Raw genomic sequence first — 24,555 nt, 5'->3', positions numbered from 1 at the left:
TCTAATTGTCTGCAGCCCTTTTTCCCATTAGTATAGATATCATAACATCAAATTTGTCAGTCCCTGACCCGAAAGCTTCTGTTCGTCCATCACGATGCAAAGGAATTCAACATGAAAAAGAAAAAAAGAATACTGTTCGTTGGAATTGCCGTAATCACTGCACTTATCCTCATGATTGTACGTGTGCCCAAGCATACTGCGGCGGTGGACATATCAAAGGAAGTACATCATGCGCCTGTTATGCCATCATCCTTCACACCGAAGGATGCACCGCTCCAGTACAACCACAGCAAACGTAAGGTAGTCTATCTCACTTTTGATGACGGTCCGGGCGCATATACGCCCCAGGTATTAAGCATCCTGAAGCAAAACCATATTCAAGCGGCCTTCTTTCTGATAGGCTCGCACGCCCAGCAATATCCCAGCCTTGTCAAGCAGGAGCTGCAGTCGGGAGACTATATCGGCTTGCACAGTATGAGCCATACCTACAAAAAGCTGTATGTGCAAGGGACATTTGTACCGGAGATGCTGGAGACACAGCAAATCATCAAGGGCATTATCGGAATTGCCCCAAGACTGGCGCGCCCTCCCTATGGCTCCATGCCCGGGTTGACGCAGCAGTTGCGGAATCAGGCTGTGGAGGCCCATCTCCTCGTTTGGGATTGGACGATTGATTCCTTGGATTGGACATATGACAAAAAGCCTTTGGACAGGTCTGTCCCTGCTATTGTCAATAACGTCCTCTCTCATGCTGTTCGGGACCGGGAAGTTGTGCTGATGCATGATATCCATCCGCAATCGGTACAAGCCCTTCCTCTCATTATCGAGGGCTTGCGGGCGAAAGGCTATGATTTCGAAGTGTATAATGAAGCAAATCATTTCCCCATGAATTTTTGGCATGACGGCCGTCTATGACAGCTGTCGTGCCTGCATGTCAAATGTGCAAAGCAACGATCATTTGCAAATAGCCGCACAAAAAGAGCATGCACTGCCGACGGCAAGTGCATGCTCTTTTTGTGCGGAACGGGCGGCTGCCCGTTCCTTTCATGGCATTAGTTTGCTACTTTGGATTCCTTCAGCTTGTCGCGAAGCACCATTTGCAGGATGCCGCCGTGACGGTAGTAGTCGATTTCCACTTCGGAGTCGAAGCGTGCCACCACTTCAAATTCCTTCACGCTGCCGTCAACAGCAACCGCTGTTACCTTCACAAGGTCGCGCGGCTTCACGTTTTCATCCACGTGCACAGTGAACGTTTCGTCGCCTGTCAGACCAAGAGCTTCTGCACCTTCGCCTTCCTTGAACTGAAGCGGCAGTACGCCCATCAGCACAAGGTTGCTGCGGTGGATGCGCTCAAAGCTTTGCGCGATTACTGTCTTGATGCCGAGCAGGTTTGTGCCCTTTGCAGCCCAGTCACGGGAGCTTCCCATGCCGTAATCGTTGCCGGCAATGACAAGCAAGCCTGTGCCATCCTGCTTATACTTCATCGCTGCATCATAGATGGAAGTCACTTCGCCCGTCGGCCAGTAGGTTGTGTAGCCGCCTTCTGTGCCAGGAGCGATTTGGTTCTTGATGCGGATGTTTGCAAATGTACCGCGCATCATGACTTCATGGTTGCCGCGGCGGGAACCGTAAGAGTTGAAGTCCACATAGTCCACACCATTTTCAAGCAGATAACGGCCCGCAGGTGTGTTTTTGCCGATAGAGCCAGCCGGAGAAATGTGGTCTGTTGTCACGGAATCCCCGAACTTGCCGACTACGCGCAAGCCTGTAAGCGTCTGTACTTCGCCTGGCTCTGCGGACAAGCCTTCGAAGAACGGCGGGTTCTGGATATATGTGGATGTCTCATCCCAAGTGTACAGCGCATCGTTGGACGTTTGGATTTCGTTCCAGCGCTCGTTGCTGTCGAATACGCGCTCGTATTCTTTCGCAAATACTTCTGATGTTACAACCGCTTTTACCACTGCATCAATTTCATCAGCAGTTGGCCAGATGTCCGCGAAGAATACATCGTTTCCGTCTTTGTCCTTGCCAAGAGAATCGTTGCGCAGGTCAACATCCACTGTACCGGCAATTGCATAAGCGACTACAAGCGGCGGAGAAGCCAGGTAGTTTGCTTTTACAAGCGGATGAATACGGCCTTCGAAGTTACGGTTGCCGGACAGAACAGAAGTAACAAGCAGGTCGTTCTCAGCAATCACCTTTTCCAGCTCCAGGTCAAGTGGACCGGAGTTACCGATGCACGTCGTGCAGCCGTAGCCGACTGTGTTGAAGCCAAGCTGATCCAGGTAGTCCTGCAGACCGGACTTGTTCAAGTACTCTGTAACAACCTTGGAGCCAGGCGCCAGGGATGTTTTTACATAGCCAGGAACAGTCAAGCCCTTTTCAACAGCCTTCTTCGCCACGAGACCCGCGCCAACAAGCACGTACGGGTTGGAAGTGTTCGTACAGCTTGTAATCGCCGCAATGGATACCGCGCCCGTCTTCATTGTCACTTCCTTGCCGTTCAAGGAAGCTGTTACTGTCTTGTCGAACTCCTGCTCAGTGAAGCCGAAGCCCTGGTTGCCGACAGGAGCTGTCACTGCCTTGCGGAAGGACTGCTGCATGTCAGACAGCAAAATCAAGTCCTGCGGACGCTTTGGTCCGGACAGGCTTGGCTCGATTGTTGCCAGGTCGATCTCAACCAGTTCAGTGTACACAGGATCTGCATCAGCTGTGTAGAACAAGCCGTTTGCTTTGCAGTATTCCTCTACCAGGCGCACCTGCTCTTCGCTTCTGCCTGTCAGACGCAGGTAGTTCAGAGAGATATCATCGATTGGGAAGAAGCCGCAAGTTGCACCGTACTCAGGCGCCATGTTGGAGATCGTCGCACGGTCTGCCAGCGGCATGCTTGCAAGGCCCGGTCCGAAGAACTCCACGAATTTGTTTACAACGCCTTTTTGGCGCAGCACTTGTGTTACCTTCAGGGCAACGTCTGTTGCCATTACGCCGCTTGGCAGCACGCCTGTCAGCTTCACGCCGATTACTTCCGGAACCGGGAAGTAGGAAGGTTGTCCCAGCATGCCCGCTTCCGCTTCAATGCCGCCGACGCCCCATCCAAGAACACCGATACCGTTGATCATGGTCGTATGGGAGTCCGTGCCTACAAGTGTATCAGGATATGCAAGCAATTCGCCGTTGCCGTTATCTTGTACGTGCACAACCGGCGCCAGATACTCCAGGTTTACCTGGTGCACAATACCTGTTGCAGGCGGAACTGCGCGATAATTATCAAAGGATTTCTGGGCCCAGCTCAAGAACTTATAACGCTCTTCGTTACGCTGGAATTCCAGGTCCATGTTAAATTGTAATGCGTCCGGTGTACCTGCTTTATCCACCTGTACAGAGTGGTCGATAACGAGGTCTACCGTGATTTCCGGGTTGATTTTATCCGGGTCGCCGCCCAGGTCAGCCATTGCCTTACGCAGGGATGCCAGGTCAACAACTGCAGGAACGCCAGTGAAGTCTTGCAGAATAACGCGGGACGGCTTGAATGGCACGTCAACGTCCTTTACTTCATCTGTTCCCCATTTTGCCAGATTTTCCACATGCTCTTCTGTGATTACACGGCCGTCTACTTGGCGCAGCACAGATTCAAGCAATACTTTAATGGAGTACGGCAGCTTGGATACGTTGCCGATTCCAGCTTCTTCAAGCGCTTTCAAACGATAATATTGATACGTTTTGCCGCTTGCGGAAAACGTCGTAAGCGCATGGAATGGATCGTGTTTCACCATTGTGATTCCCCCCTGTTTAACGTAAAAAAAGCCCAATTGTCTGAATATACATTCAAGATGAACTTTTCAATACCTTACGATCATATCTTATTACAACTTGGAACATAAGTAAATAAGAAGAAACTTATAGTTTTCCATAAGAAGACATTATTGCCGCAAACCATTTGCATGTATGTTTATGTATCCCCCTCCTGCATAGCTGCCGGGTGTCCATCCCATACTAAAGCAGACAAAGAGGAGGTGACGATCGTGGCAAAGCGCAAAGCAAATCATATCATTCCCGGCGCAAACGCGGCCAAGGCACAGGGGATTGGGACGGGATACAATGAAGAACTTTCCAACGAGCCTTTGACAGAGGAGCAAAAACAGAATAATAAGAAACGCAAAAAGAACCGATAAACTGGACGGCTTGTTTCATCCCAGATGCCATTGCTTTGTTCAGCATGCAAAAGAGAGGTCTGTCTTCCTGAGAGGCAGCTTCTTCATGATAGACATGGTTCCTGCCAGGGAACTGGACAATAAGAAAAGACCCGCGATTTGCGGGTCTTATTTTAAATCCTGAAATTCATTCACTTCTTGGACAATTTGCTGCAGATCCCGCTCATACTTCTCCAGTTGGCCGCGCTGTGTTTCCGATGCAACCTCCAAGGCATTTTGGATCTGCATGTAGGCTTCGTTTACCTCTTGGCGCAGGTGCTGAAGATGGGCCCCGTAGTTGGAATCACTTCTTACAATATTATTGGCGATATTGATGGCTTCCACGGTTCCCTGCTGGGCAGCCTGAAATGCTTGCTGTTTGTCTTTGTGATATGGCATAGACAAGTCCCCTTTCTCAAGCAATGTCCCTTATAGCATGCTTCGTTCCGCCGCAAAACATGCGAAGTATAATTGGGAGAAATCCTCTCATCCTATAAAGGAAGCTGTCACAGCTTCCAATTCATCTGCCTTATGGCTTATAAGGAGGACATAGAAATGGAACGAAACAACGGCAAGAGCATCCGCCGCAATTCCCCAAAGAACGAACATGGTCCAGGGCAGCCTGATCCGATGCCGGGCTCTCATAAAGTAAAGAACCAGCAGCATTCCCGCCAAAAGCACGGCGCGCACCACGACCAGTAAGAAAAGCGGAACCGGCTGTTCAGCCCACCGAAGGGAGGTTCCGGCCATTCAAAGGCGCTTTTTGCCTTTTATATGGACGGGTTCTCCCTGGCAGTGGGCTAGCCGGTGCAGCTGGACACCACGAAAAGCAGAACCGGCTTGTTCAGTTCACAGAAAGGGAGCACCCCTGCAAAAAGGGCAGCGCCATACGCGCTGTCCTTTTCATATTTACAGCGCACCATACATAATGTGTAATAGTATCCGCCTCTCCCCCTTTCCGTCCTTTTCTTTCCCTGCCTCGCAAAGCTTGCTTCAATTCAATATAACGGAGGGTTCCGCTGCATGTGCGCCAAAAAGAAAAAAGAATCTCTCTTCCGCGTCGAAGGCTTTGAGCAATGGATGGATCAGTTCCTCGCTGATCCCTATGCCAGCTTCCACTATCCATCCGGCATCCGTGTGGACTTATTTGAAACAGAGACAGAGTACATCATTGAAGCTGACTTGCCCGACGTGGAGCAGCAGCACATTTGCGTACAAAAAGAGGAGGCCGGGTTATGCATCCTGGTTGCCAAGCAGCCGGAGCAGCTGATTGAACGGCATATTCAGCTGCCCATTGACATGAGAGACCGGCTTATGAACGCCTCACTGGAATGCGGCCTCCTCAGCATCCACATCTCCAAGAGCAAAATGGCTCCAGCCAATGAGCATACAATCCGATTCACCGATTGATTCTGTGTTATACTAAGGACGGAGGTGAGCGAAGTGAGTGAACAAGAAAAGCTGCGGCTGACAAGCCTGTCCTCCAAGGCTGGCTGAGGCTGCAAGATTGGTCCAAGTGACCTGGCGCAAGTTTTGCGTCATTTACCAAAATCGACTGCTCATCCGAATGTCCTCGTGGGGCTTGAAACATCGGATGATGCCGGCGTATATCAATTGACAGAGGATATCGCTTTAATTCAAACTGTCGACTATTTCACTCCTGTTGTGGATGATCCATATATGTTTGGGCAGATTGCCGCGGCAAATGCGCTGAGTGATGTGTATGCCATGGGCGGTGAACCAAAAACGGTCCTGAACATTGTCGGTTTCCCTATTAAGAAGCTTGGCGAAAAAGTGCTCGCCGATATTCTGCGCGGTGCTGCAGACAAAGTGACGGAGTCGGGAGCTGTCATTATCGGAGGCCACTCCATTGAAGATCAGGAGCCGAAATTTGGCATGTCCATCACCGGCCTGGCTCATCCGAAGGACATTTGGACAAATGCCGGAGCCCGTCCGGGTGATGCACTTGTGCTTACAAAGCCAATCGGTGTTGGAATTCTGACTACAGGAATTAAGCGCAATGCGGTGACACCTGAGCAGGAACAAAAGGTTACAGAAACGATGGCTGCACTCAACAAAACAGCTGCGGCCTGCCTGCGCTGCTTCGAGGTGCATGCGGCAACCGACGTCACAGGCTTTGGTTTGCTCGGCCACGGCAGTGAAATGGCACGAGGCAGCAATGTGTCCATTGTAATGGACTATGCAGCTGTGCCGTTACTCCCTGGAACGAAGGAATTGGCTGCCCAAGGCATCATTCCCGGGGGAACAAAAGCCAACCATGCCTGGCTGCAGGACAGCGCCGCTTACAGTGCCGGCCTGAGCATGGAAGATCAATTCATTATGTGTGACGCGGTTACCTCCGGCGGATTGCTTGTCAGCTTGCCGGAAGCGCAGGCTGTCCAATACGTGCAGCTGCTGCATGAGAGCGGCGTTTCCGAAGCTGCCATTGTGGGACGCGTAACAGAAAAGCAAGAGAAATGGGTATACGTGAACTAAAAAACGGTCTGGGGAGCTGCTCCCCGGACCATTTTCTATTCAGGTATTGCTTCTTCTTCACCGGTATGTACCTTTTTCTCTGTACAATATAAACGGACGATATGCTCTCCCGCATGAGAAACATCATGCGTCACCCTGGTAACAACAAAGTTCCGCTTGCGCTCTTCCTCACAAAAAAACAGAACTTCTCCTGTTCTGAACAGCCAGTCGCTGCTAAAGTCCGCAATAAATCCCTCGCTAACTGAAAATATCGTGTATTTCACAACCCTCTTCCTTTCCATACCTGCTTACTACTAGTATGTCAGCGGAAGATGAGGCTATGCCGATTATGCGTGAAGCTTCTCGCTGCCGGCCTGCGCACTCCTATTGCGATCCAGCCGCAGCTTCACAAGCAGCAAAATGGGAAATCCAAGCGCGCAGACACCGGCCAGCAGCGCAAAAATGATTTCTCCATGTTCATAGCCGAAATGATCCAGGAGTGCGCCGCCCAGCCACGGTCCAATTACCCCGCCGAAGCCAGAGAATCCCATTGCCCCGAAATATGTCCCCTTCAGATGCTTGGGAGCAATTTGATCCACAAACAAATCTGTCATGGAAAACATCAACACTTCCCCCATGGTAAACAGCACAGTTACGGCATACACCATCCATGCAGACGCGGCAAATCCGTAACCAAGCAAGCCAATGCTCGTGACCAAGGTGCCGATCATGACAGAAACGAGTGCTGAATACCGCTTGCCGATTCTTGTGAGCGGGTATTGTACCAGCAGCACGGTGACAGCATTCAGAACGAGTGCATGAGAGAAAAGCTCCACCCCGCCCTGGAATTTCGTGCTGTTCGCAAAATACTGCGACAAGCTGGAGGAGAATTGTGAATATCCCGCTGTGCTCAAAATCAGGCCGATGAGCGCCGCCAAAAACAGCAGGTCCTTGCGCAGAACCCCAATGGAGTCCCGCATCATAACCCGCTCCTTCGTAGTTGTCTGCCGGTTCTCTTCATACGAGCGGAACTGCAGCAGCAGTGCGGCGGCATAGAGAGTATATACAATGGCCGCGGCCAAAAATGGCGTTGTGGACTTGGCACTGCCAAGCTGCAGGCCAATCCATGGACCAACAGCCACACCTGCATTAATCGCTCCGTAGCGCAGGTTAAAGATCATCAGCCGGTTTTCCGGCTTCGTCAGGTCGGACAGCAATGCGCGCGAAGACGGCTCAAAGAATGCCCGGCAGACGCCATTCAACGCATTCAGTACAAAAAAGGCCGCAATATGCTCGGCAAAAGCAAAGCCGATAAACACAACAATCCACACGGCAATGGACACCAGCATGACCCGCTTGCGCCCGTACCGGTCAGACAGACTGCCGCCAATGAAGCTTGAAAATACGCCGACGAGGGCACTTACGCCAATCACTGCACCCGCCAAAGCCGGAGACACTCCCTTGGCGGCAGTCAAATAAATGGCCAAAAACGGCATACTCATGCTTGTTGCCATTCTGGCGAACAACGTCCCTACAATAATATTCCATCCAAGCGCCGGAATGGACTTTACCATATGCTGCAATCTCTTCACCCGCCTTCTCCAATCCGCTGCCTGCTCTAATCCGGCAGCAGATTCCTCTTTTCATCGGCCTGACAGGCATGCTGATAAACAGGCCTTTATTTAAGCATACTACACATATTCCCAGCAAGGAAGGTGAAACCATGCAGGCTATCTTAGCTTTAGTGTCAGGATTGATTGTGGGTGTCCTCTTTTCAGCCCTCAAGCTTCCTCTCCCCGCTCCGCCCACGCTGGTCGGCATTCTTGGCATTGTGGGCATTTATCTTGGTTTCCAGCTGTACACAATGCTGTCCCAGTTCTTTTGAGACATGGAAAAAGACGCTCCGGGCGTCTTTTTTGTGTATCTGGCTATACACGTTCCGCTCTGTGCATTTCAATATCCATGCCGTAATCGAACCGCAGCGACTTCAGTACATCCTCCGCATACACATTGGTGCCGTTCCGCTGATTGAACTCTTCCACTTTATGCATGACATCCTGTTTGTCATAGCTGTACCGGCCGGTGCGCCAGCTTTTCATATCGAAGCAGTCGTTGATGCAGATTTGCTGCAGCAGCTCCTCATACGCCTCCTTCAGCCCCTCTTGCTTCACAAGCAGCTCATACAGGTAAAACGAATCATATTTCACACTGTCGCGGCTGCTTTGCTGCAGGTGCAGCTTCGCCTCATGCAGCTCGCGGTACAGCTCGGACACCTTGTTGCCAAGGTCAATGAGCCGGCGCACTCCCTCTGTATACAGCTTGCCGTCTTCCATATGCAATCCCCCTGCCTCATGCCCTTTTCTTCATTATACCAATACCAGCCAGGTTTGCTTACTGTTTTCTGAAATCATTTTCCAATTTCCCGGCGTTGCGCTACAATAGGAGCAGACTAAAAGCAAAAGGAGTAAAATCATGAACAGGCTATACTATCAGGATGCTTATCTGCAAACCTTTCCTGCCCGGGCAATCCGGCAGGAATATGATGAAGCCGGCCGCTTGTTCGCGGTGCTGAACCAGACAGCCTTCTATCCAACCGGCGGCGGCCAGCCGCATGACACAGGTACGCTGCAGGGTATCGCGGTGGTGGATGTAGAAGAGGCGCAAGGGGAAATCCGGCACTATATTGCAGACAAGCTGCCCAAAGGTGAGATTTCCGGTCAAATTGACTGGAAACGGCGCTTTGACCATATGCAGCAGCATGCCGGCCAGCATATCCTTTCGGCCGCCTTCAGCGACCTGCTCGGCATGCCGACAGTCGCCTTTCATCTGGGCCGCGAAACCGTTACCATTGACCTGAAAACACCATCCCTGGCGCCAGAGCAGGCACTGCAGGCGGAAGCATTGGCCAATCAGGCTGTGCTGGAGAACCGCAGCATTACTGCCCGCTGGCTCCATTTACAGGATGCGCTGGCTCTGCCCCTTCGCAAGCAGCCTTCGGTAACGGAGGATATCCGTGTTGTCATCATTGATGATTTCGACTACAACGGCTGCGGCGGGACACATCCCCGCAGCACCGGTGAAGTCGGTCCCATCAAAATTTTGGGCTGGGAGCGCCATAAAGGCAACATCCGCCTGGAGTTTGCCTGCGGCTGGCGGGTTCTGCGGCTTATGGATGCGAAGCAAGGCATCCTGCAGGAAGCGGTCCGCCTGCTGAACAGCCCGGAGCAAGATATTCCGGAGAAGCTGCAGCTGCTGCTGACAGCACAAAAGAATACAGAAAAAGCGCTGCAGGAAGCGAACCATCGCTTGCTTGCCGCAGAAGCGGCCGATTTGCTGAGGCAAGCAGAGAATTCCCGCATTGCTGCCGCCTTCCACGACCGGTCCATGCAGGAACTGGCCAAGCTGGCCTCCCTCATTACCGGGCAGCATGAATCGGCCGTTGTCCTGCTTGCCTCCAAAAACGGCGATGTATTGCAATGTGTCTGCACCAAGGGCAAGCAAGCTGCCGGCGACATGAACGCCCTGCTGAAGGAAGCGCTCCTCCTTATCAACGGAAAAGGCGGAGGAAATGCGGCAAGCGCACGCGGCGGCGGACCTTCCATCCTCACTGCCGAGGAGTTTCTGCAATCCCTGACTGACCTGCTGAAGCAGCAGACAAGCTGACAAAACGGCTGCCTGAGTATACTGTCAGGCAGCTTTGTTTTGCCGCTTCCGGATGCTTGGAGGTGCTCCAACAAGAAACAAAGGTTACTTTTTCACATGAATAATAAACATTGTGAATTTATAAAACAATCCACCTATTCGTACTTTTCCCTCATGTAAGCGCTATATTGTTTCATTATTCTTATTTACCAAAATAAACTGTTTTTCCACAACCGCCCAAAATCCGATTATAATTTTGCTAATTAATATACGTACGAATAGGCGTAGGGGCGGGGGTTGATATATGCGCAGCTTCTTTGGAGTTGTCTTTGGTTCATTGTTAGTGGCACTTGCTTTTAATCTCTTTTTAATTCCTCACAAAATCTTGAGCAGCGGCATCAGCGGCATTGCCATCATCATCGGTATTCTGACCCCGCTTAACACAGGTGTTGTCAACTTTGTCTTGAACGTGCCGCTGCTGATTGCGGGCTACATTTGGCTGGGCAGACGCTTTGTTTTGCATACAGTTTTATCTGTCATTGTCATTTCTGCGGGATTGTATTTTCTTCCGGTGCGGGCCCTTGCAACAGAGTCTTTGCTGTCTTCTCTCTTCGGCGGCGTCATCGCCGGTGTTGGAATCGGGATTATTCTGAACAGCCACGGCTCTTCCGGCGGCTTCGATATCCTCGGCATGCTGCTGTCCCGCAAACGTGATATCAGTCTCGGCAGCTTTTTGATTGCGTTAAATGCAGTCGTTCTCATTGCCTCCGGCTTCTTCTTTAATTGGGATGCGGCGCTCAACAGCTTACTGTCCATTTACGTAACAGGCTATGTGATTGACATGATTCACACAAAGCACCGAAAGCTGACGCTGATGATTGTAACAAATAAGGCGGAGGAAATGCGGGATACGCTGTTGAACAGTCTGGTCCGCGGCATCACGCTGCTTGAAGGCGAAGGGGCTTATTCCAGCGAGAAAAAGCGGGTGCTTATGACCGTCATCTCCCGTGATGAGCTGATGGGCATTAAATCTCTTATTTCCCATACAGATCCGCAGGCCTTCGTGAACATCACCGAGACGGTGGAAGTGCTCGGCTTGTTCCGGCGGGGGTAAAAAGAAGCAAGCAGCGGCCGCTGCTTGCTTCTTTATAATCTCTGCAAAAACTCCAGACGGTTTCCAAACGGGTCGTCTATGTAAAAGCGGATTGCCCCCGGCAGCGGCTCATCCTCCTTCACTGTTACTCCCCGTTCTGCCACATGCTGCTTGAAGGCCTCCAAATCATGGACTCGGAAAGCGGGATGCGCTTTCTTCGCTGCCCGAAAATCTTCTTGTACGCCAATGTGGATTTCCTGCCCGCCGCACCGGAACCAGCAGCCGCCCCGTTTGAGCAAATTGGCCGGCTTCGGAACTTCCGGCATGCCAAGAAGTTCTCCGTAAAACTGCCGCGCCTGCTCTTCACAGCCTGATGGCGCCGCCAATTGCACATGGTCTAATCCAATGAAAAATTGCATCTCTCTCTCCCCCTCTGTCACTTAGCATACCACGGAGAAGAGAGGATGTAACTTTCATATTTTCCATCCTGTTCCATAAGAAAACCGAATCACCGCTGCCAGTCTCCCGTCCAATCCTTCAAGCCGCCTGTCAGGTTTACAGCCTCATAGCCATATTGTGACAGAAGCTCGGTTGCCATCGCACTCCGGACGCCATTTTGACAGACAACAAGGTGTGTCCGGCTGTCAGAAAGCTCCCCAAGCCGTACAGGCAGCTCACTTAGCGGAATATGGACAGCTCCTTCCAGCGTCCCTTGTGCCGCTTCATACTCTTCCCGCACATCCAGCACACTCATATTCGGCAGCTGAGCGGCTGCTTCCGCCGCGCTCATTTCACGGTACATGCATCTCATCCTTTCGCATATGAATCTGCCAAAAGTGTAACCGACAAACCGCTCCTTCATACACAATCACCACCGCACTGACAAAAACTCAAACAGGGCATGGGCTGCCAGCCGGCTCGTCATATCCCGCACATCAAGTGTCGGATCAATCTCGACAATGTCGAGTCCCTGGACAAGCTCCTCCGCTGCCAACAGCTGCACAAATTGCAAAAATGTGCGGCTGTCCATGCCGCCCGGGCCAATGGCAGGACAGCCCGGTGCAAAGGCCTGATCCAGTACGTCCATATCCAGCGACACATAGACCGCATCCACTTTGCCGCGCAGACTCTGCAGGCATGCAGCCACAATCCTGTCTGCCCCCTTTCGCTCCACCTCCCCCATCGTATATACGTGAACACCCTGCTCCTTCGCGTATTCATGATACGCGCGGGCATTGGCATAATTACGGATGCCAATTTGATGCAGGTGCGATCCCTCCACTATGCCATTCGCAAGCAGACTGCGGAAGGAGGTTCCATTAGAAGGACCGCCGTCCTCCAAATTGCGCAGGTCATGGTGGGCATCCAGGACGATGACCCCGATTTTCCCTCTCTCCTCCGCAAAAGCGCGAATGCCCGGATAGCTGATGGAGTGGTCGCCTCCAAGCAGGATGGGCAGCATGCTCTGATGCCGCCGCAGCAAATCCCTGACCGTCTCATAAATTCGCTGCTGGCTTGCTGCCACATCCGTCACATGCATGACAATATCTCCGCAATCATGCAAAGTTCCCTGTACATCCCGATCCTCTTCTGTGCGGTATACAGAATAGGCATCAAGCAGACTGCGAATGGCACGGGGGGCCAAATGCGCCCCGGAGTGGCTGATGGATGCTTTCGCCAAGGGAGCTCCGATGAGAGCCGGCCCGCCAATCGTACCGCTTCCATCCCACTCCTGCACAAGACCGCTCCACTTTCGCACATACCGATCCATAAATTTTGCCTGTTTGTTCAAATATCGCATGCGAAGTCTCCCCGCTTCCAGACAGGCTTTCCCCGTTTCATGACGAGCGCTGCGTGGTTCACGCCAAAATGGTATGGGATATAGGAGTAATTGGGCGCCTCCCACACAACCAAATCGGCCGGCCGGCCGGCTGCCAGCACTCCTGCGTCACTTCCGCGGCCAATGGCATGAGCCGCGTTCACTGTCACCGCATTCCAAATCTCCTCCGGTGTCATCCGCAGCTTCAGCATGGCGAGGCTCATCACGAGCTGCAGATTTTCTGTCGGACAGCTGCCCGGATTGAAGTCCGTTGCCAATGCGACAGCTGCTCCGCCGGCAATCATTTCCCGCGCTTTGGCATGATGCTCTTTATTCAGGTAAAACGTCGTGCCTGGCAGCAGGACCGCAATGGCACTGCCTTCTCCGAGCCGGCGGATGCCTTCTTCAGAGGCGCCGCAGACATGGTCCACGGAAATGGCTCCTATACTGACTGCCGCCTCCGTTCCGCCCAACGGATCAATTTCATCAGCATGCATTTTCACACCAAAGCCAAGCTGCTTTGCTTCCTGCAGAAACCATACGGAATCCTCCACAGAGAACACACCCGTCTCACAGAAAATATCCACATGCTCCGCCAGCCCCTCCTGCCGAATGGCCGGCAGCAGCTCCAGCAGGTACTGTAAAAAAGCCCTCGGCTGGCCAGTATACTCCTTCGGGACAGCATGAGCCCCCAAAAAGGTGGATACAAGATCAAATCCGTGTTCCTCCCGCAGCCGCTTGACAACACGCAGCTGCTTCCGCTCTGCCTCCACCTCCAAGCCGTATCCGCTTTTCGCTTCCATAGTTGTCACACCATAAGACAGCATCCGCTCTGCGTGCCGCTTTGCTTTTTGCAGCAGCTCCTCTTCCGTGGCTGCCCGCGTCGCCCGTACTGTTGCATGAATGCCGCCGCCGGCATGCAAAATATCCAGATATGGGACACCCCGCAGCTTGAGAGCTATTTCATTTTCTCTGGAACCGCCAAATACAAGGTGCGTATGCGGATCTACAAGACCCGGAGATACGAGCCGGCCGCCGCAATCCAACCGGCGCGCCGCCTCCAGTTCTCCCGCTTCCGCAGACGGGCCGATCCAGGCAACCCTTCCATTCCGAATGCCAATTGCCGCTCTCTCCACCAGCGGAAGCACGCCCATCCTCTGTCCGCGCACCGGCCCCTCTTGATCCATGGTCAGCAATTGCCCGATATTCACAAGCAATGTATCAAGCATCTTCCGCCTCCAGCATTGGTATTTGTATACCCTTTTCCTTCGCCTGCTGCATGGCAAGCGGATAGCCGGCATCTGCATGGCGGACAATCCCCATGCCCGGATCGGAGGACAGCACCCGTTCCAGGCGCTTCGCTGCCCCTTCCGTACCGTCTGCCACAATGACCATGCCGGCATGCAGCGAATAGCCCATGCCGACTCCTCCGCCGTGATGCACAGACACCCAGCTTGCTCCGTTCACCCCATTGATCAGGGCATTTAAAATCGGCCAATCAGCTACAGCATCACTGCCATCGGGCATGCCTTCCGTCTCCCTGTTCGGCGAGGCAACAGAACCGCAATCGAGGTGGTCACGGCCAATCACAATCGGGGCGCTCAGTTCGCCCTTGGCCACCATCTCATTGATGATGCGGCCGAGCTTCGCACGTTCCCCATACCCAAGCCAGCAGATGCGCGCCGGCAGCCCTTGGAATGCCACCTTCTCCCGCGCCATCCGGATCCAGTTGCATAAGTGCTTGTTGTCCGCAAATTCCCGCAAAATCACCTCATCTGTCTTATAAATATCCGCAGGATTTCCTGATAAAGCCACCCAGCGGAACGGCCCTTTTCCTTCACAAAACAGCGGACGGATGAAGGCCGGCACAAAGCCTGGAATACGGAAGGCATCCTTCACTCCTTCATCAAAGGCTACCTGCCGAATGTTATTGCCATAATCGAATACAATGGCTCCTTTTCGCTGCAGTGCAAGCATTGCTTCGACATGGCGCGCCATGCTTTTCCGGGCCAGCCTGATAAGCTCCTCCGGCTGTTCCCGGCGCAGCCGCCCGGCGGCTTCCATTGTCATGCCTGCCGGGAGATAGCCATGCAGCGGATCGTGGGCAGAGGTTTGGTCCGTCACCAAATCCGGCACAATCCCCCGGCGCAGCAGCTCCGGCATGATATCTGCCGCATTGCCGACAAGACCGATAGACAGAGGTTCCTGTTTTGCCCGACAGTCTGCCGCCAGCTGCAGCGCTTCGTCCAGACTCTCCTTCATCACGTCGCAATACTTTGTCGCGATACGGCGCTCTGCCCGCTCTCTATCCGCCTCAATGGCAATCACAACGCCGCCGTTCATCGTGACAGCCAATGGCTGGGCGCCACCCATGCCGCCAAGCCCCGCCGTAACGGTAAGCGTACCGCGCAACGAACCGCTAAAATGCTGCCTGGCCGCCTCTGCGAACGTTTCATATGTGCCCTGCAAAATGCCCTGCGTGCCAATGTAAATCCAGCTGCCGGCTGTCATTTGGCCGTACATTATGAGCCCTTTTCGCTCCAGGTCGCGGAAATGCTCCCATGTCGCCCACTTCGGCACAAGGTTGGAATTTGCCAGCAGCACCCGCGGCGCATCTGCATGTGACTTAAAGACCGCCACCGGCTTCCCGGACTGAATCAGCAAGGTTTCATCATTCTCCAGCTGCTGCAGACTGCGGACAATCGCGCGAAAGCAGTCCCAGTTACGGGCGGCTTTGCCGATGCCTCCGTACACAACCAAATCCTCCGGCCGCTCTGCCACCTCCGGATCCAGGTTGTTCATCAGCATACGAAGCGCAGCCTCCTGCACCCAGCCTTTTGTCTGTAATGCTGTACCGCGCGTTGCACGAATTTCATTCATTCTGTCTCTCCTCCTCGAAATGGGTTTCCTTCAGCCACTTCGCCATCCGCTCGATATCGCCAGAGAATACCCGATCCTGCGTAATGGACGGCACAATCTTTCTTCCCTTTTCATATACAGCATGTGTGGCCGGGGCCAGCCGGTGTACGCCCCGGTGTTCAGCCGCCTGCATGGCGCAAATCAGTTCAATCGCCAGCACACGGCGCACATTAGAAATGATGCTGTAGGCGTGGCGGGCCGCGATGGTTCCCATGCTGACATGGTCCTCCTGATTTGCCGATGATGGAATGGAGTCCACACTGGCCGGATGCGCAAGTGTTTTGTTTTCAGAAACAAGCGAAGCCGCCACATATTGCAGAATCATGGCACCGGACTGCAGACCCGGTTCAGGGCTTAGAAAGGGCGGCAAATCATTCAGCTGCGGATTCACCAGACGTTCAATGCGCCGCTCCGAAATATTGGCCAACTCGGCCATCCCAAGCTTCAAAAAATCCATGGCGAAGGCAATCGGCTGTCCGTGAAAATTGCCGCCTGACAGCACCACAGCACCATCCTGAAACAGGAGGGGATTATCTGTCGCTGCGTTCATTTCAATCTCCAGCTTTTCCTTCACATAGCCAAGCACCTGCCGGGCGGCCCCGTGCACCTGGGGAATACAGCGCAAGGAATACGCGTCCTGCACCCGCAATTCGCCTTGCTTCGTCACCAAACCGCTTCCCTGCAGCAGCCTGCGGATCCGGGCAGCCGTTTCAATCTGCTCCTGATAGCCGCGGGCGACATGAATTTCCTCCCGAAACGCATCAACAATACCGCGCAAGCCTTCCAGTGTCATAGCGGCAATCCAGTCCGCCTGATCAGCCAGTTGCTCTGCTTCGATATAAGCAACAACCCCCATCGCGGTCATTGCCTGTGTGCCATTAATAAGCGCCAGACCTTCCTTCGCTTCCAGTGTAAGAGGCTGAAGCCCCTCCTGCTGCAAAGCCGCCGCCGCCGGCATGCGGCTGCCCCTGTACCAAACCTCTCCTTCTCCCAGCAGGGGAAGCGCCATGTGGGACAAAGGGGCCAGATCGCCGCTGGCGCCGAGCGATCCTTGCTGCGGGACAACAGGATGGATGCGGCGGTTCACGAGCTCAACCAATCTTTCAATCAGAGCCGGCCGTACGCCCGATACCCCTTTCAACAGCGTATTCACCCGCAGAATCAGCATGGCCCGGGATACAGCCTCCGAGAATGGCTCTCCCACCCCGCAGGCATGCGATCGCAGCAGATGGTGCTGCAGTCGCTCTACATGCTCCTTGGAAATGCGGACGTCACTGAACTTTCCAAAGCCGGTCGTAATGCCGTACACGGTTTTCCCCTGCTCCACCAGGCGCTCAACCGCCTGCCGCCCATTTTGCACGCGGGCCATGCTTTTGGGACAAACCGTCACCGCCTCCTGCCCAAGCAGCTGCCTCATTCCTGAAATTGTCAATGTTTCCCCGGTCAACATCATTGCCGCTCACCTCTTCATCGCTTATACGCATGAAGGGGCCTCCCCTTCTGCAGCGCAAAAGAAAAGGCCCCCTACTATACTCGTATCCTCTGGGCTATATATGATTAATTCCTAAACCAACCGCCTCATGCTCAAGCCCCTTCACCGGAGCGCCAATGGTTCCGTACAGGGCAACCGCAATCCACTCTCCCTCGCCTTCGGATTCATAAGGATTGCCGCGCACGATCGCAAAACGAAGTCCCACTGTACGAAGTACGTCTCCTAACTGCACTTGTCCTCTCGTCACTCCATACAGGGCTTCCATAATGGCATGATACAAGGCGTGTGTTTCCCGGTACACCCCTTGTTGAATCATATGCCCGCTTTTCGCTGCAGTTTCCAAGGCGGCCACAATTTTTTGCGAGTTCATGGAGCCGACCCTGCCGCAGCAGTACTTCCATGAAGCGGGAAACACTGTATCCATGCCGTTGTCATCAGCCAGTGCCAGCAGTATGGCTGCACGGCCGATCCGCCGGCTTTCTGCAATTCCCATTCTCTTCCCTCCCTCAATCCCGGGAAATTTTGCCTCCCGCTTCCCCTGTGCTATAATGTCTATATCTTCTCAGCGATTGAAAAACGTATTCCGTTACATAGGGGGCTTTTATGATCCACGATGCAAAATTTTCTGTTTGGAACGAGACGCTGCGGCTTTTGCAGCAGCGCTTCACCCGCAAATCCATTGCCTCACGCACTTCCTTCGAGCAGGAGGAGCTGCTGCCCTTCCTGCAAAAGCGCGAGTACCAGCTGGCAGCAGCCAGCATCCCTGAGTTGGCGCCGCATCGCTTCGCAGCTTTCGCTGTTTTCGCTGCAGCACAGCCGGGCGAGAAGCTGGGCACACTCATTTTGGAATACAAAGAGGAAGATGATATGCTGGACATCGAGCAGCTCTACTTCGTGTAGTGCTTGCGTTCCTCTTTTCCCCGCGCATATAATGAATCTAGCAAGATAGGAAACTGCTACTAGCTGTAAAGGGGTGTATGCTTTGCTTACCGGATGGTTCAGTTGGTTCATTGTGGCATGGACGGTGATTCTGCTCAGTCTCATGTCCATCGGCGGCTACTTCATGTTCCGCAAATTTTTAAAGCGCTTGCCCAAGGATGACGGCATGTCCATTTTGGATTGGGAGCAGCATTATATTGATGAAACAAGGCATTTATGGGACCGGGAGCATAAAGCGCTGCTGGAAGAGCTCGTCAGCCCGGTGCCCGAGCTGTTTCGGGATGTGGCCCGCTCCAAAATCGCAGGCAAAATCGGCGAACTGGCGCTGAAGGAGCGCGCAAACCGGATTACACAGGACTTGGTTATTAAAGGATATATTATGGCGACACCGAAGCGTGACCATAAATTTCTCGTCAAAAAACTGCAGCAGAAGCAAATTGACTATGCACCGTACCGGGCACTGCTGAAATGAATGCAAAAAAACCCTCGGAATCCCGAGGGTTTTTACGTAAGCTTCATATCCTTATCATCGTACAGCTTGTTCGTTTTCTTCATATCCGTCTCCAGCTTTTTGTAGGAGCGGTACATGGCCACACGCCAGGAAACAATCATGGAGAAGGCCAACAGGAAGAACATGCCGCTCAGCTGCCCCAGTTCAATGGTTTGGCTCAGATAGGACTTGAAGGCGATACGGACTGCCAAGAGGCCGATCAGAATAAAGATGAAGGCCTTTGAACGCTTCAGATAAATATCCTGCCCGCGCACTTCAAATTTTGACGTCTTAATCAAAAAAATGGAAAAGAACAAGCCGACCGCTATAGCCTCAGCCATTTCCGACAGCGTCAGACGGAACATCGGAAAGACATACATGAGCGTCCCTGTACTCATAAAAAATGGCGGCAAAATAATTTTCTTCAAGGAAGCGGGCTTCTGTGCCGCCTTCAACCGGATAAACATTGCGCCGATTGCCATACAGACAGCTACAATGCTTGATAAGACCGCTAAATTCATCCATATCATCCCTTTTGCGGAAATCTTCGTTCGTCCTCATTATATTCCTTTTTGCCGGCATTTCCAATATTTTTATGCCCCGTATAGAACTAGAAGCCCTGAAAGCCGCCGAATAAGTCCGTAAAATAAATCGTGATCTTTGTCAAACCGTTAAAGTACAGCAGCACGCCCATCGCAATCATAATATAGCCGCCGACCTTCACAATCTTGATGCTGTTGCGCTTGATCCAGCTCATCTTTGTGATGAAGAAGGACAACACAAAGAATGGAATGGCAAAGCCCAGTACATATGCCAGCATGTATACCATGGCAGACTGCGGATTGGTGGAAGCCATAACAATTACAGATGCAATGATCGGGCCGGAGCATGGCGTCCAGCCGGCTGCAAACGCAAGGCCGATCAAGATGGAGCCAAAGTATCCGGACGGACGGCTGCGGAATGTCACCTTATGGTCCTGCATCAGAAATTTCGGCTTGAAAAGCCCGACAATGACGAGTCCGAACACAATAATGAAAATGGCGCCGAGCTGACGGATCAGCGTCTGGTATGTAATCAGAAAATCCCCCAGCAGTGTGGTGCTGAAGCCGATGGCCACAAAAATAACGGAAAACCCGAGCAGAAACAACGCGGTATGAATCATGCCCCGCCGCTGCATCACCCCATTTTCTTCCTTCAGCTCTGATACTGATATCCCCGTGATGTACGACAGAAATGCCGGATACAACGGCAGGCAGCAAGGGGAGATAAAGGATAGAAACCCTGCCCCGAATGCCAGAAAAATATTTACGTCCTGCATATATTCTCTCCTCTCTTGTCCGTTTCTATTGTAGCAAACTTCCATGCGAATGCAGAGAAAAAAGAGCTGTGAACTTTTTGTGTCTCTCCCTTCACCTGCCGTTTGCGGCAAAGCCTGCAGGAATTTTGGGTATTTCCACAAACAAAAAGCAGGAAATACAGGAGCTTTACAGAATATTGGGTATGACAGCTTTGTATTTGCACACATTCCGATCCAATGGGGGGGATTGCCGATGGTGTCGCAATACGATGTACGGTATGAATATAAAAAGGGGGCGGAATGGGTGCATGAAAGCACCCGTTTGCCGGCCACCAGCAGCGCCTTGGCGGTGCGCCGTGTCGCGGACGAGCTGCAGCGCCGGTTTGGGGATTTATCAAACCTGAACATATATGCCGAGGAGTTCATTTCCGCTCCGGCAGAGGAAGAGCTTGTATAGGGCTCTTCTTTTTGTCTGTCTTTCCTTTGCTTGTCATATACTAGATGTATGTACAAAGGGGGGCACATCATGCTTGAAGTTCTCATATATGCAATTGGAATTCCTGCTGTATTGGCTGCCGGCTACGTTGGCGCACTGTATCTTTTGAACAGGCATGAGAAAAAATAGAGAGCAGTTCATCCTTGTCCTCTGTTGGCCGCCCTGCAAAAAAGCCTCCAAAGGCCTTGTTGTTACAAGGCTTTTGAGAGGCTTCCCTTATTTTGCAGCAAATACATTTTATAGTACAACCCTTGCTGTGCCAGCAGCTCTTGATGATTGCCGCGCTCCACAATCCGGCCATGATGCATGACAAAGATTTGGTCCGCATCCTGAATCGTAGACAAACGGTGTGCGATGGCGATGGTCGTGCGCCCTTGGCGCATCCGCTTCAGTGCCGCTTGAATGGCCTCCTCCGTCTCTGTATCAATGTTGGCAGTGGCCTCATCGAGCACCAGAATTTTCGGATTGGCCGCAATTGTCCGGGCGAAGGTAAGCAACTGGCGCTGGCCGCTGGAGAATGTGGAACCGCGCTCCATGACCTCAGTATCATAGCCATGAGGCAATTGCTCAATAAAGCTGTCCGCCTGCACGAACTGAGCCGCCTCCCGGATGTCCTCATCTGTAATTCCTTCATTATACATCCGGATGTTCTGCTTCACATTGCCGGCAAACAGAAAGGCGTCCTGCAGCACAAGACCGATTTGCCTGCGGATTTCCGCTTCCTCATACTGCCGCAAATCTGCTCCATCGAGGAAAATCTCTCCCTTTCGCACGTGGTAAAAACGCATGAGCAGATTCATAATGGTGCTCTTGCCGCTGCCTGTGTGGCCGACAAAGGCAACGGTCTCACCGGGATTTACAGTGAACGAGATGTCCTGCAGCACATCCCGCTTGCCATCATATGAGAACGTGACGTTGCGGAACTCAATGCGGCCATCTGTCACAACCGGGCTTCCCGCGCCCTCCTGCACAGGCGCCAGATCCTTTTCATCCATCAGCTCAAACACGCGAGATGAAGAGACGACCGCCTGCTGGAACAGCGACAGCTTCATCATCATCTCGTTGATGGGTTCAAAGAAACGGTCGATGTAGCTGACAAAGGCATAAATGACCCCGACCTGCACCGGGCTGTCAAGGGCATCCACACCGAAGAAGCCGAGCACCATGATCACAGCAAACACATGCACCAGGTCTGTGGCCGGCCGAAGGAGCAGCGCATCGAACCGCAGATTCTTCCGCCCCGCCTCGTAATGGCGGCCGTTCACTTCTTCAAACTCGCGGCGCAGCCGGCGTTCTTGGCGGAATACCTGGACAATGCTCATCCCTTGAATGGATTCGTTCAGCTTGGCATTCAACAAGCTGAGCTGCGTCCGGATTTCTTCATAGAAGATGGAGCTCTTCTTCCGGTATACTCTCATAATGAACACAATAATCGGCACCAGAATCAGACAGAAGAAGGCCAGCCTTACATTCAACAGGAACATGGCGGCAATAATTCCAATCAGGAACACAATATTCTTCACAAACGTGGACAGCACGCTGACAAAGAAATCCTTAATCGACTCCGTATCATTGGTAATGCGGGATACAATGGTGCCGATCGGCGTACGGTCGAAGAAGCCAAGTGACAGCTGCTGCACACGCTCATACACCTCCACCCGGATATCCTGCACAATTTTGAATGCAATGTTTTGGAAATACAGCAGGTTCAGGTACGTGAGCCATACCTTCAACAAATGCAGCACCAGGTAAGCAATGAACAAGGTTAACAGCGCCTGCTGCTCAAAGTTTGCCGGCATCAGGTGATTATCGATAAACACCTTGATAAGAAACGGACCGGCTATTTCGGCCGCTGTTCCGAGAATCAGAAACAGAAAAGCCAGCACAAGCAGCTTTCTGTACGGGCGCATATAGGACAGCAAACGCCGCAGGTTTTGCTTTGTATCCATCATGACATCCCTCCTTGCTCCACAAGTGATTCCAGCTGCTGGCGTTCAAACATGTCTTGATACCAGCCTTCCTCCCGCATGAGCTGCTCATGCGTGCCGCGCTGGGCAATGCCGCCGTCCTCCAGCACGAGAATCAAGTCGGCGTGCTGAATCGCGCTGAGGCGGTGTGCTGTAATAATGGTTGTTTTATTGTTCCGCTCCCGCTTCAGCGAAGATAAAATTTGCTCCTCCGTTTTCGCATCAACCGCGGATAAGCAGTCATCCAGGATAAGGATTTCAGCATCCGTCAAAACAGCTCTTGCAATGGAAACGCGTTGCTTCTGGCCGCCGGACAACGACACGCCGCGTTCTCCGACAATGGTTTCGTAGCCTTCCGGGAAAGTGGCAATGTCATCGTGGATGCAGGCGATTTTGGCTGCCCGGATGACATCCTGATAGCCTGCTTCCGGCCGTCCGAACGCGATATTATCCGCAATCGTTGCTGAGAACAGGAAGTGGTCCTGCGGAACGTAAGATATGGCGGAGCGCAAGGCATAGAGGGTGGACTCCCGAATATCCCGGCCCCCGATTTGCAGCGTTCCATCAAAATGGTCAAATTCGCGGATCAGCATTTTTAACAGCGTAGTTTTCCCGGCACCGGTACGTCCGACAATGCCAAGCGTACCTCCCTGCGGCAGCGTGAATACAATATCCTGCAGATTGCTTACATCATTTCGCTGATACGAGAAGCGTTTAATCTTGTAGGATATCTCCCCTGTCACCGCTTCTGCATTTGCCTCGCCGGCATCGCGCACCTCCGACGCTTGCGCCAGCAGACGGCTGACCCGGTCATAGGAGGCACGGCCGCGCTCCATAATGTTGAACAGCCAGCCAAATGCCAGCATCGGCCAAATCAAGGTGCCCAGGTAGGTTGTAAATGTGACCAGCTGTCCAATTGTCAGCTCTCCATTTACAACAAGAACAGATCCGTAGCAGACGGCAATCAGGAAAGAAAAGCCCACAATCAGCGAGATCGTTGGATCAAACAAGGAGTCAATCCGCGCCACCCGCATATTCTTCTCTACAACCTCCTCCGACTTTTGCCGGAACGCCTGCAAGTCCTCCTGCTCTTGTCCGAAGGAACGGATGACCTTCATGCCGCTCATGCTTTCCTGCACTTTATCATTGATTTCTGAGAATGCCTGCTGTGCCTTATGAAAGCGGCGGTGCAGCAGGGTGCCGTAGTAGCTTGTACTGATCGCCATAATCGGCATCGGCAGCAGGCTGAACAGCGTCAGCTTCCAGCTGATCGTGGCGGACATTGTAATCAGCACCGCTCCCCCGACCGCCAGCGAGTCTACGAGTGTGAGAACACCGGACCCGGCTGTTTGCTGGATGGCTTGGATATCATTTGTGGCATGCGCCATCAGGTCACCTGTACGGTGCTTTTGGTAAAAGGACGGGCTCATTTCCGTAAAATGATGGTACAAGCGGGTGCGCAGCTGCCGGGCCAGCTTGAGCGCGGAACCGAAAATCATGATCCGCCACAGATAGCGCAGGCCATACATCGTCAAGCCAACAGCTGCCAGCAGGCCGATCCAGCTCAGCAGCTTCCCGGCAGTCAAACGTCCGCCGCCGATTTCATCTACGATGATGCCCATTACCTTGGGCGGAACGAGCTCCAGAAGTGCCACCCCAATCAAGAGCAGGGTGCCGAACAGGTATGAGCGCCGTTCCTGCTTAAAAAACCAGGCCAAATCCAAAAAAACCTTCAT

Annotated in this window: 27 protein-coding genes; 11 read left to right on the top strand and 16 right to left on the bottom strand. The window is 52.7% G+C overall.

What is annotated here, in order from left to right; translation table 11 throughout:
- Nucleotides 1-111 precede the first annotated feature (111 nt).
- Complete coding sequence (locus tag NK662_RS11320) at nucleotides 112-915, top strand: polysaccharide deacetylase family protein (protein ID WP_254759046.1); 804 nt, start codon at nucleotides 112-114, stop codon at nucleotides 913-915.
- A 137-nt stretch (nucleotides 916-1,052) separates the two neighbouring features.
- Here the strand turns inward: NK662_RS11320 and acnA are convergent, their stop codons facing one another.
- The gene (gene acnA / locus NK662_RS11315) at nucleotides 1,053-3,773 is read right to left on the bottom strand and encodes an aconitate hydratase AcnA (protein WP_254759045.1); all 2,721 of its coding nucleotides are present in this window, start codon (nucleotides 3,771-3,773) and stop codon (nucleotides 1,053-1,055) included.
- A gap of 249 nt (nucleotides 3,774-4,022) precedes the next feature.
- On the opposite strand from acnA, the gene sspO reads away from it, so the two are divergent.
- A complete protein-coding gene (gene sspO, locus NK662_RS11310) occupies nucleotides 4,023-4,172 on the top strand; it encodes a small acid-soluble spore protein SspO (protein WP_254759044.1) in 150 nt (49 codons plus the stop codon).
- A 147-nt stretch (nucleotides 4,173-4,319) separates the two neighbouring features.
- On the opposite strand, the gene NK662_RS11305 is transcribed toward sspO, so the two are convergent.
- Nucleotides 4,320-4,589 (bottom strand): hypothetical protein, encoded by a 270-nt coding sequence (locus NK662_RS11305; protein ID WP_254759043.1) that lies wholly within the window; start codon nucleotides 4,587-4,589, stop codon nucleotides 4,320-4,322.
- Between the two features lie 156 nt (nucleotides 4,590-4,745).
- Between NK662_RS11305 and NK662_RS11300 the strand changes: the two genes are divergently transcribed.
- The 3 genes from NK662_RS11300 (at nucleotide 4,746) to selD (ending at nucleotide 6,686) form a co-directional block, all read left to right on the top strand.
- Nucleotides 4,746-4,892, top strand: coding sequence for a small acid-soluble spore protein P (locus tag NK662_RS11300; RefSeq protein WP_254759042.1), 147 nt, complete (start codon nucleotides 4,746-4,748; stop codon nucleotides 4,890-4,892).
- A 321-nt stretch (nucleotides 4,893-5,213) separates the two neighbouring features.
- The gene (locus NK662_RS11295; protein ID WP_254759041.1) at nucleotides 5,214-5,600 is read left to right on the top strand and encodes an Hsp20/alpha crystallin family protein; all 387 of its coding nucleotides are present in this window, start codon (nucleotides 5,214-5,216) and stop codon (nucleotides 5,598-5,600) included.
- Nucleotides 5,601-5,633: 33 nt separating this feature from the next.
- Entirely contained in the window at nucleotides 5,634-6,686 is a 1,053-nt protein-coding gene (gene selD / locus NK662_RS11290; protein WP_438503612.1) for a selenide, water dikinase SelD, read from the top strand.
- Between the two features lie 35 nt (nucleotides 6,687-6,721).
- Here selD and NK662_RS11285 read toward each other — a convergent pair whose 3' ends face one another.
- Nucleotides 6,722-6,949, bottom strand: a complete 228-nt coding sequence (locus NK662_RS11285) for a hypothetical protein (RefSeq protein WP_254759039.1) — start codon at nucleotides 6,947-6,949, stop codon at nucleotides 6,722-6,724.
- Nucleotides 6,950-7,012: 63 nt separating this feature from the next.
- A complete protein-coding gene (locus NK662_RS11280) occupies nucleotides 7,013-8,248 on the bottom strand; it encodes an MDR family MFS transporter (RefSeq protein WP_254759249.1) in 1,236 nt (411 codons plus the stop codon).
- A gap of 140 nt (nucleotides 8,249-8,388) precedes the next feature.
- Here NK662_RS11280 and NK662_RS11275 point away from each other — a divergent pair, with 140 nt between their 5' ends.
- The gene (locus NK662_RS11275; RefSeq protein WP_254759038.1) at nucleotides 8,389-8,550 is read left to right on the top strand and encodes a XapX domain-containing protein; all 162 of its coding nucleotides are present in this window, start codon (nucleotides 8,389-8,391) and stop codon (nucleotides 8,548-8,550) included.
- 43 nt (nucleotides 8,551-8,593) lie between these two features.
- Here the strand turns inward: NK662_RS11275 and NK662_RS11270 are convergent, their stop codons facing one another.
- A complete protein-coding gene (locus tag NK662_RS11270; RefSeq protein ID WP_254759037.1) occupies nucleotides 8,594-8,998 on the bottom strand; it encodes a hypothetical protein in 405 nt (134 codons plus the stop codon).
- Between the two features lie 136 nt (nucleotides 8,999-9,134).
- Here NK662_RS11270 and NK662_RS11265 point away from each other — a divergent pair, with 136 nt between their 5' ends.
- Both NK662_RS11265 and NK662_RS11260 read left to right on the top strand, forming a co-directional pair.
- On the top strand, nucleotides 9,135-10,328 hold the full coding sequence (locus NK662_RS11265) for an alanyl-tRNA editing protein (RefSeq protein WP_254759248.1): 1,194 nt from the start codon (nucleotides 9,135-9,137) through the stop codon (nucleotides 10,326-10,328).
- Between the two features lie 283 nt (nucleotides 10,329-10,611).
- The gene (locus tag NK662_RS11260) at nucleotides 10,612-11,421 is read left to right on the top strand and encodes a YitT family protein (RefSeq protein ID WP_254759036.1); all 810 of its coding nucleotides are present in this window, start codon (nucleotides 10,612-10,614) and stop codon (nucleotides 11,419-11,421) included.
- A 32-nt stretch (nucleotides 11,422-11,453) separates the two neighbouring features.
- Here the strand turns inward: NK662_RS11260 and NK662_RS11255 are convergent, their stop codons facing one another.
- From NK662_RS11255 to hutP, 7 genes are all read right to left on the bottom strand, one after another.
- Nucleotides 11,454-11,819, bottom strand: coding sequence for a VOC family protein (locus NK662_RS11255; protein ID WP_254759035.1), 366 nt, complete (start codon nucleotides 11,817-11,819; stop codon nucleotides 11,454-11,456).
- A gap of 89 nt (nucleotides 11,820-11,908) precedes the next feature.
- Nucleotides 11,909-12,202 carry a rhodanese-like domain-containing protein gene (locus NK662_RS11250; protein WP_254759034.1) on the bottom strand — a complete coding sequence of 98 codons (294 nt, stop codon included), beginning with the start codon at nucleotides 12,200-12,202 and terminating at the stop codon, nucleotides 11,909-11,911.
- Nucleotides 12,203-12,268: 66 nt separating this feature from the next.
- On the bottom strand, nucleotides 12,269-13,201 hold the full coding sequence (gene hutG / locus NK662_RS11245) for a formimidoylglutamase (RefSeq protein ID WP_254759033.1): 933 nt from the start codon (nucleotides 13,199-13,201) through the stop codon (nucleotides 12,269-12,271).
- A complete protein-coding gene (hutI, locus tag NK662_RS11240) occupies nucleotides 13,189-14,448 on the bottom strand; it encodes an imidazolonepropionase (protein WP_254759032.1) in 1,260 nt (419 codons plus the stop codon). The genes hutG and hutI overlap by 13 nt, the downstream gene beginning before the upstream one ends.
- Nucleotides 14,441-16,099 (bottom strand): urocanate hydratase, encoded by a 1,659-nt coding sequence (hutU, locus tag NK662_RS11235; protein WP_254759031.1) that lies wholly within the window; start codon nucleotides 16,097-16,099, stop codon nucleotides 14,441-14,443. The genes hutI and hutU overlap by 8 nt, the downstream gene beginning before the upstream one ends.
- On the bottom strand, nucleotides 16,092-17,591 hold the full coding sequence (hutH, locus tag NK662_RS11230) for a histidine ammonia-lyase (protein WP_254759030.1): 1,500 nt from the start codon (nucleotides 17,589-17,591) through the stop codon (nucleotides 16,092-16,094). The genes hutU and hutH overlap by 8 nt, the downstream gene beginning before the upstream one ends.
- 94 nt (nucleotides 17,592-17,685) lie before the next feature.
- The gene (hutP, locus tag NK662_RS11225; RefSeq protein ID WP_254759029.1) at nucleotides 17,686-18,123 is read right to left on the bottom strand and encodes a histidine utilization transcription antiterminator HutP; all 438 of its coding nucleotides are present in this window, start codon (nucleotides 18,121-18,123) and stop codon (nucleotides 17,686-17,688) included.
- A 110-nt stretch (nucleotides 18,124-18,233) separates the two neighbouring features.
- On the opposite strand from hutP, the gene NK662_RS11220 reads away from it, so the two are divergent.
- A complete protein-coding gene (locus NK662_RS11220) occupies nucleotides 18,234-18,530 on the top strand; it encodes a hypothetical protein (protein ID WP_254759028.1) in 297 nt (98 codons plus the stop codon).
- Nucleotides 18,531-18,612: 82 nt separating this feature from the next.
- Nucleotides 18,613-19,041: a DUF2621 domain-containing protein gene (locus tag NK662_RS11215; RefSeq protein WP_254759027.1), complete on the top strand. Its 429-nt coding sequence runs from the start codon at nucleotides 18,613-18,615 to the stop codon at nucleotides 19,039-19,041.
- Nucleotides 19,042-19,073: 32 nt separating this feature from the next.
- On the opposite strand, the gene NK662_RS11210 is transcribed toward NK662_RS11215, so the two are convergent.
- Nucleotides 19,074-19,580 carry a CcdC family protein gene (locus NK662_RS11210; RefSeq protein ID WP_254759026.1) on the bottom strand — a complete coding sequence of 169 codons (507 nt, stop codon included), beginning with the start codon at nucleotides 19,578-19,580 and terminating at the stop codon, nucleotides 19,074-19,076.
- Nucleotides 19,581-19,669: 89 nt separating this feature from the next.
- Nucleotides 19,670-20,377, bottom strand: coding sequence for a cytochrome c biogenesis CcdA family protein (locus NK662_RS11205; protein ID WP_254759025.1), 708 nt, complete (start codon nucleotides 20,375-20,377; stop codon nucleotides 19,670-19,672).
- Between the two features lie 232 nt (nucleotides 20,378-20,609).
- On the opposite strand from NK662_RS11205, the gene NK662_RS11200 reads away from it, so the two are divergent.
- Nucleotides 20,610-20,813 carry a hypothetical protein gene (locus NK662_RS11200; protein WP_254759024.1) on the top strand — a complete coding sequence of 68 codons (204 nt, stop codon included), beginning with the start codon at nucleotides 20,610-20,612 and terminating at the stop codon, nucleotides 20,811-20,813.
- 230 nt (nucleotides 20,814-21,043) lie between these two features.
- On the opposite strand, the gene NK662_RS11195 is transcribed toward NK662_RS11200, so the two are convergent.
- Nucleotides 21,044-22,804 carry an ABC transporter ATP-binding protein gene (locus NK662_RS11195; RefSeq protein ID WP_254759023.1) on the bottom strand — a complete coding sequence of 587 codons (1,761 nt, stop codon included), beginning with the start codon at nucleotides 22,802-22,804 and terminating at the stop codon, nucleotides 21,044-21,046.
- Complete coding sequence (locus NK662_RS11190) at nucleotides 22,801-24,555, bottom strand: ABC transporter transmembrane domain-containing protein (RefSeq protein WP_254759022.1); 1,755 nt, start codon at nucleotides 24,553-24,555, stop codon at nucleotides 22,801-22,803. The genes NK662_RS11195 and NK662_RS11190 overlap by 4 nt, the downstream gene beginning before the upstream one ends.

The organism is Ectobacillus ponti (genome assembly GCF_024294785.1).
Taxonomy (GTDB): domain Bacteria; phylum Bacillota; class Bacilli; order Bacillales; family Bacillaceae_G; genus Ectobacillus; species Ectobacillus ponti.
This window is presented reverse-complemented; position numbering and strand designations above follow the sequence as displayed.

Bases quoted from the DNA above. Each gene is read 5' to 3' on its own strand.
- NK662_RS11275 (WP_254759038.1), top strand. From the start codon at position 8,389: ATGCAGGCTATCTTAGCTTTAGTGTCAGGATTGATTGTGGGTGTCCTC.
- NK662_RS11195 (WP_254759023.1), bottom strand. From the start codon at position 22,804: ATGATGGATACAAAGCAAAACCTGCGGCGTTTGCTGTCCTATATGCGC.
- NK662_RS11205 (WP_254759025.1), bottom strand. From the start codon at position 20,377: ATGCAGGACGTAAATATTTTTCTGGCATTCGGGGCAGGGTTTCTATCC.
- NK662_RS11260 (WP_254759036.1), top strand. From the start codon at position 10,612: ATGCGCAGCTTCTTTGGAGTTGTCTTTGGTTCATTGTTAGTGGCACTT.
- acnA (WP_254759045.1), bottom strand. From the start codon at position 3,773: ATGGTGAAACACGATCCATTCCATGCGCTTACGACGTTTTCCGCAAGC.
- hutP (WP_254759029.1), bottom strand. From the start codon at position 18,123: ATGGGAATTGCAGAAAGCCGGCGGATCGGCCGTGCAGCCATACTGCTG.
- NK662_RS11220 (WP_254759028.1), top strand. From the start codon at position 18,234: ATGATCCACGATGCAAAATTTTCTGTTTGGAACGAGACGCTGCGGCTT.
- NK662_RS11300 (WP_254759042.1), top strand. From the start codon at position 4,746: ATGGAACGAAACAACGGCAAGAGCATCCGCCGCAATTCCCCAAAGAAC.
- NK662_RS11255 (WP_254759035.1), bottom strand. From the start codon at position 11,819: ATGCAATTTTTCATTGGATTAGACCATGTGCAATTGGCGGCGCCATCA.
- NK662_RS11190 (WP_254759022.1), bottom strand. From the start codon at position 24,555: ATGAAGGTTTTTTTGGATTTGGCCTGGTTTTTTAAGCAGGAACGGCGC.
- hutG (WP_254759033.1), bottom strand. From the start codon at position 13,201: ATGCGATATTTGAACAAACAGGCAAAATTTATGGATCGGTATGTGCGA.
- hutI (WP_254759032.1), bottom strand. From the start codon at position 14,448: ATGCTTGATACATTGCTTGTGAATATCGGGCAATTGCTGACCATGGAT.
- NK662_RS11210 (WP_254759026.1), bottom strand. From the start codon at position 19,580: ATGAATTTAGCGGTCTTATCAAGCATTGTAGCTGTCTGTATGGCAATC.
- NK662_RS11270 (WP_254759037.1), bottom strand. From the start codon at position 8,998: ATGGAAGACGGCAAGCTGTATACAGAGGGAGTGCGCCGGCTCATTGAC.
- NK662_RS11250 (WP_254759034.1), bottom strand. From the start codon at position 12,202: ATGTACCGTGAAATGAGCGCGGCGGAAGCAGCCGCTCAGCTGCCGAAT.
- NK662_RS11295 (WP_254759041.1), top strand. From the start codon at position 5,214: ATGTGCGCCAAAAAGAAAAAAGAATCTCTCTTCCGCGTCGAAGGCTTT.
- hutH (WP_254759030.1), bottom strand. From the start codon at position 17,591: ATGATGTTGACCGGGGAAACATTGACAATTTCAGGAATGAGGCAGCTG.
- NK662_RS11320 (WP_254759046.1), top strand. From the start codon at position 112: ATGAAAAAGAAAAAAAGAATACTGTTCGTTGGAATTGCCGTAATCACT.
- NK662_RS11305 (WP_254759043.1), bottom strand. From the start codon at position 4,589: ATGCCATATCACAAAGACAAACAGCAAGCATTTCAGGCTGCCCAGCAG.
- NK662_RS11200 (WP_254759024.1), top strand. From the start codon at position 20,610: ATGGTGTCGCAATACGATGTACGGTATGAATATAAAAAGGGGGCGGAA.
- hutU (WP_254759031.1), bottom strand. From the start codon at position 16,099: ATGAATGAAATTCGTGCAACGCGCGGTACAGCATTACAGACAAAAGGC.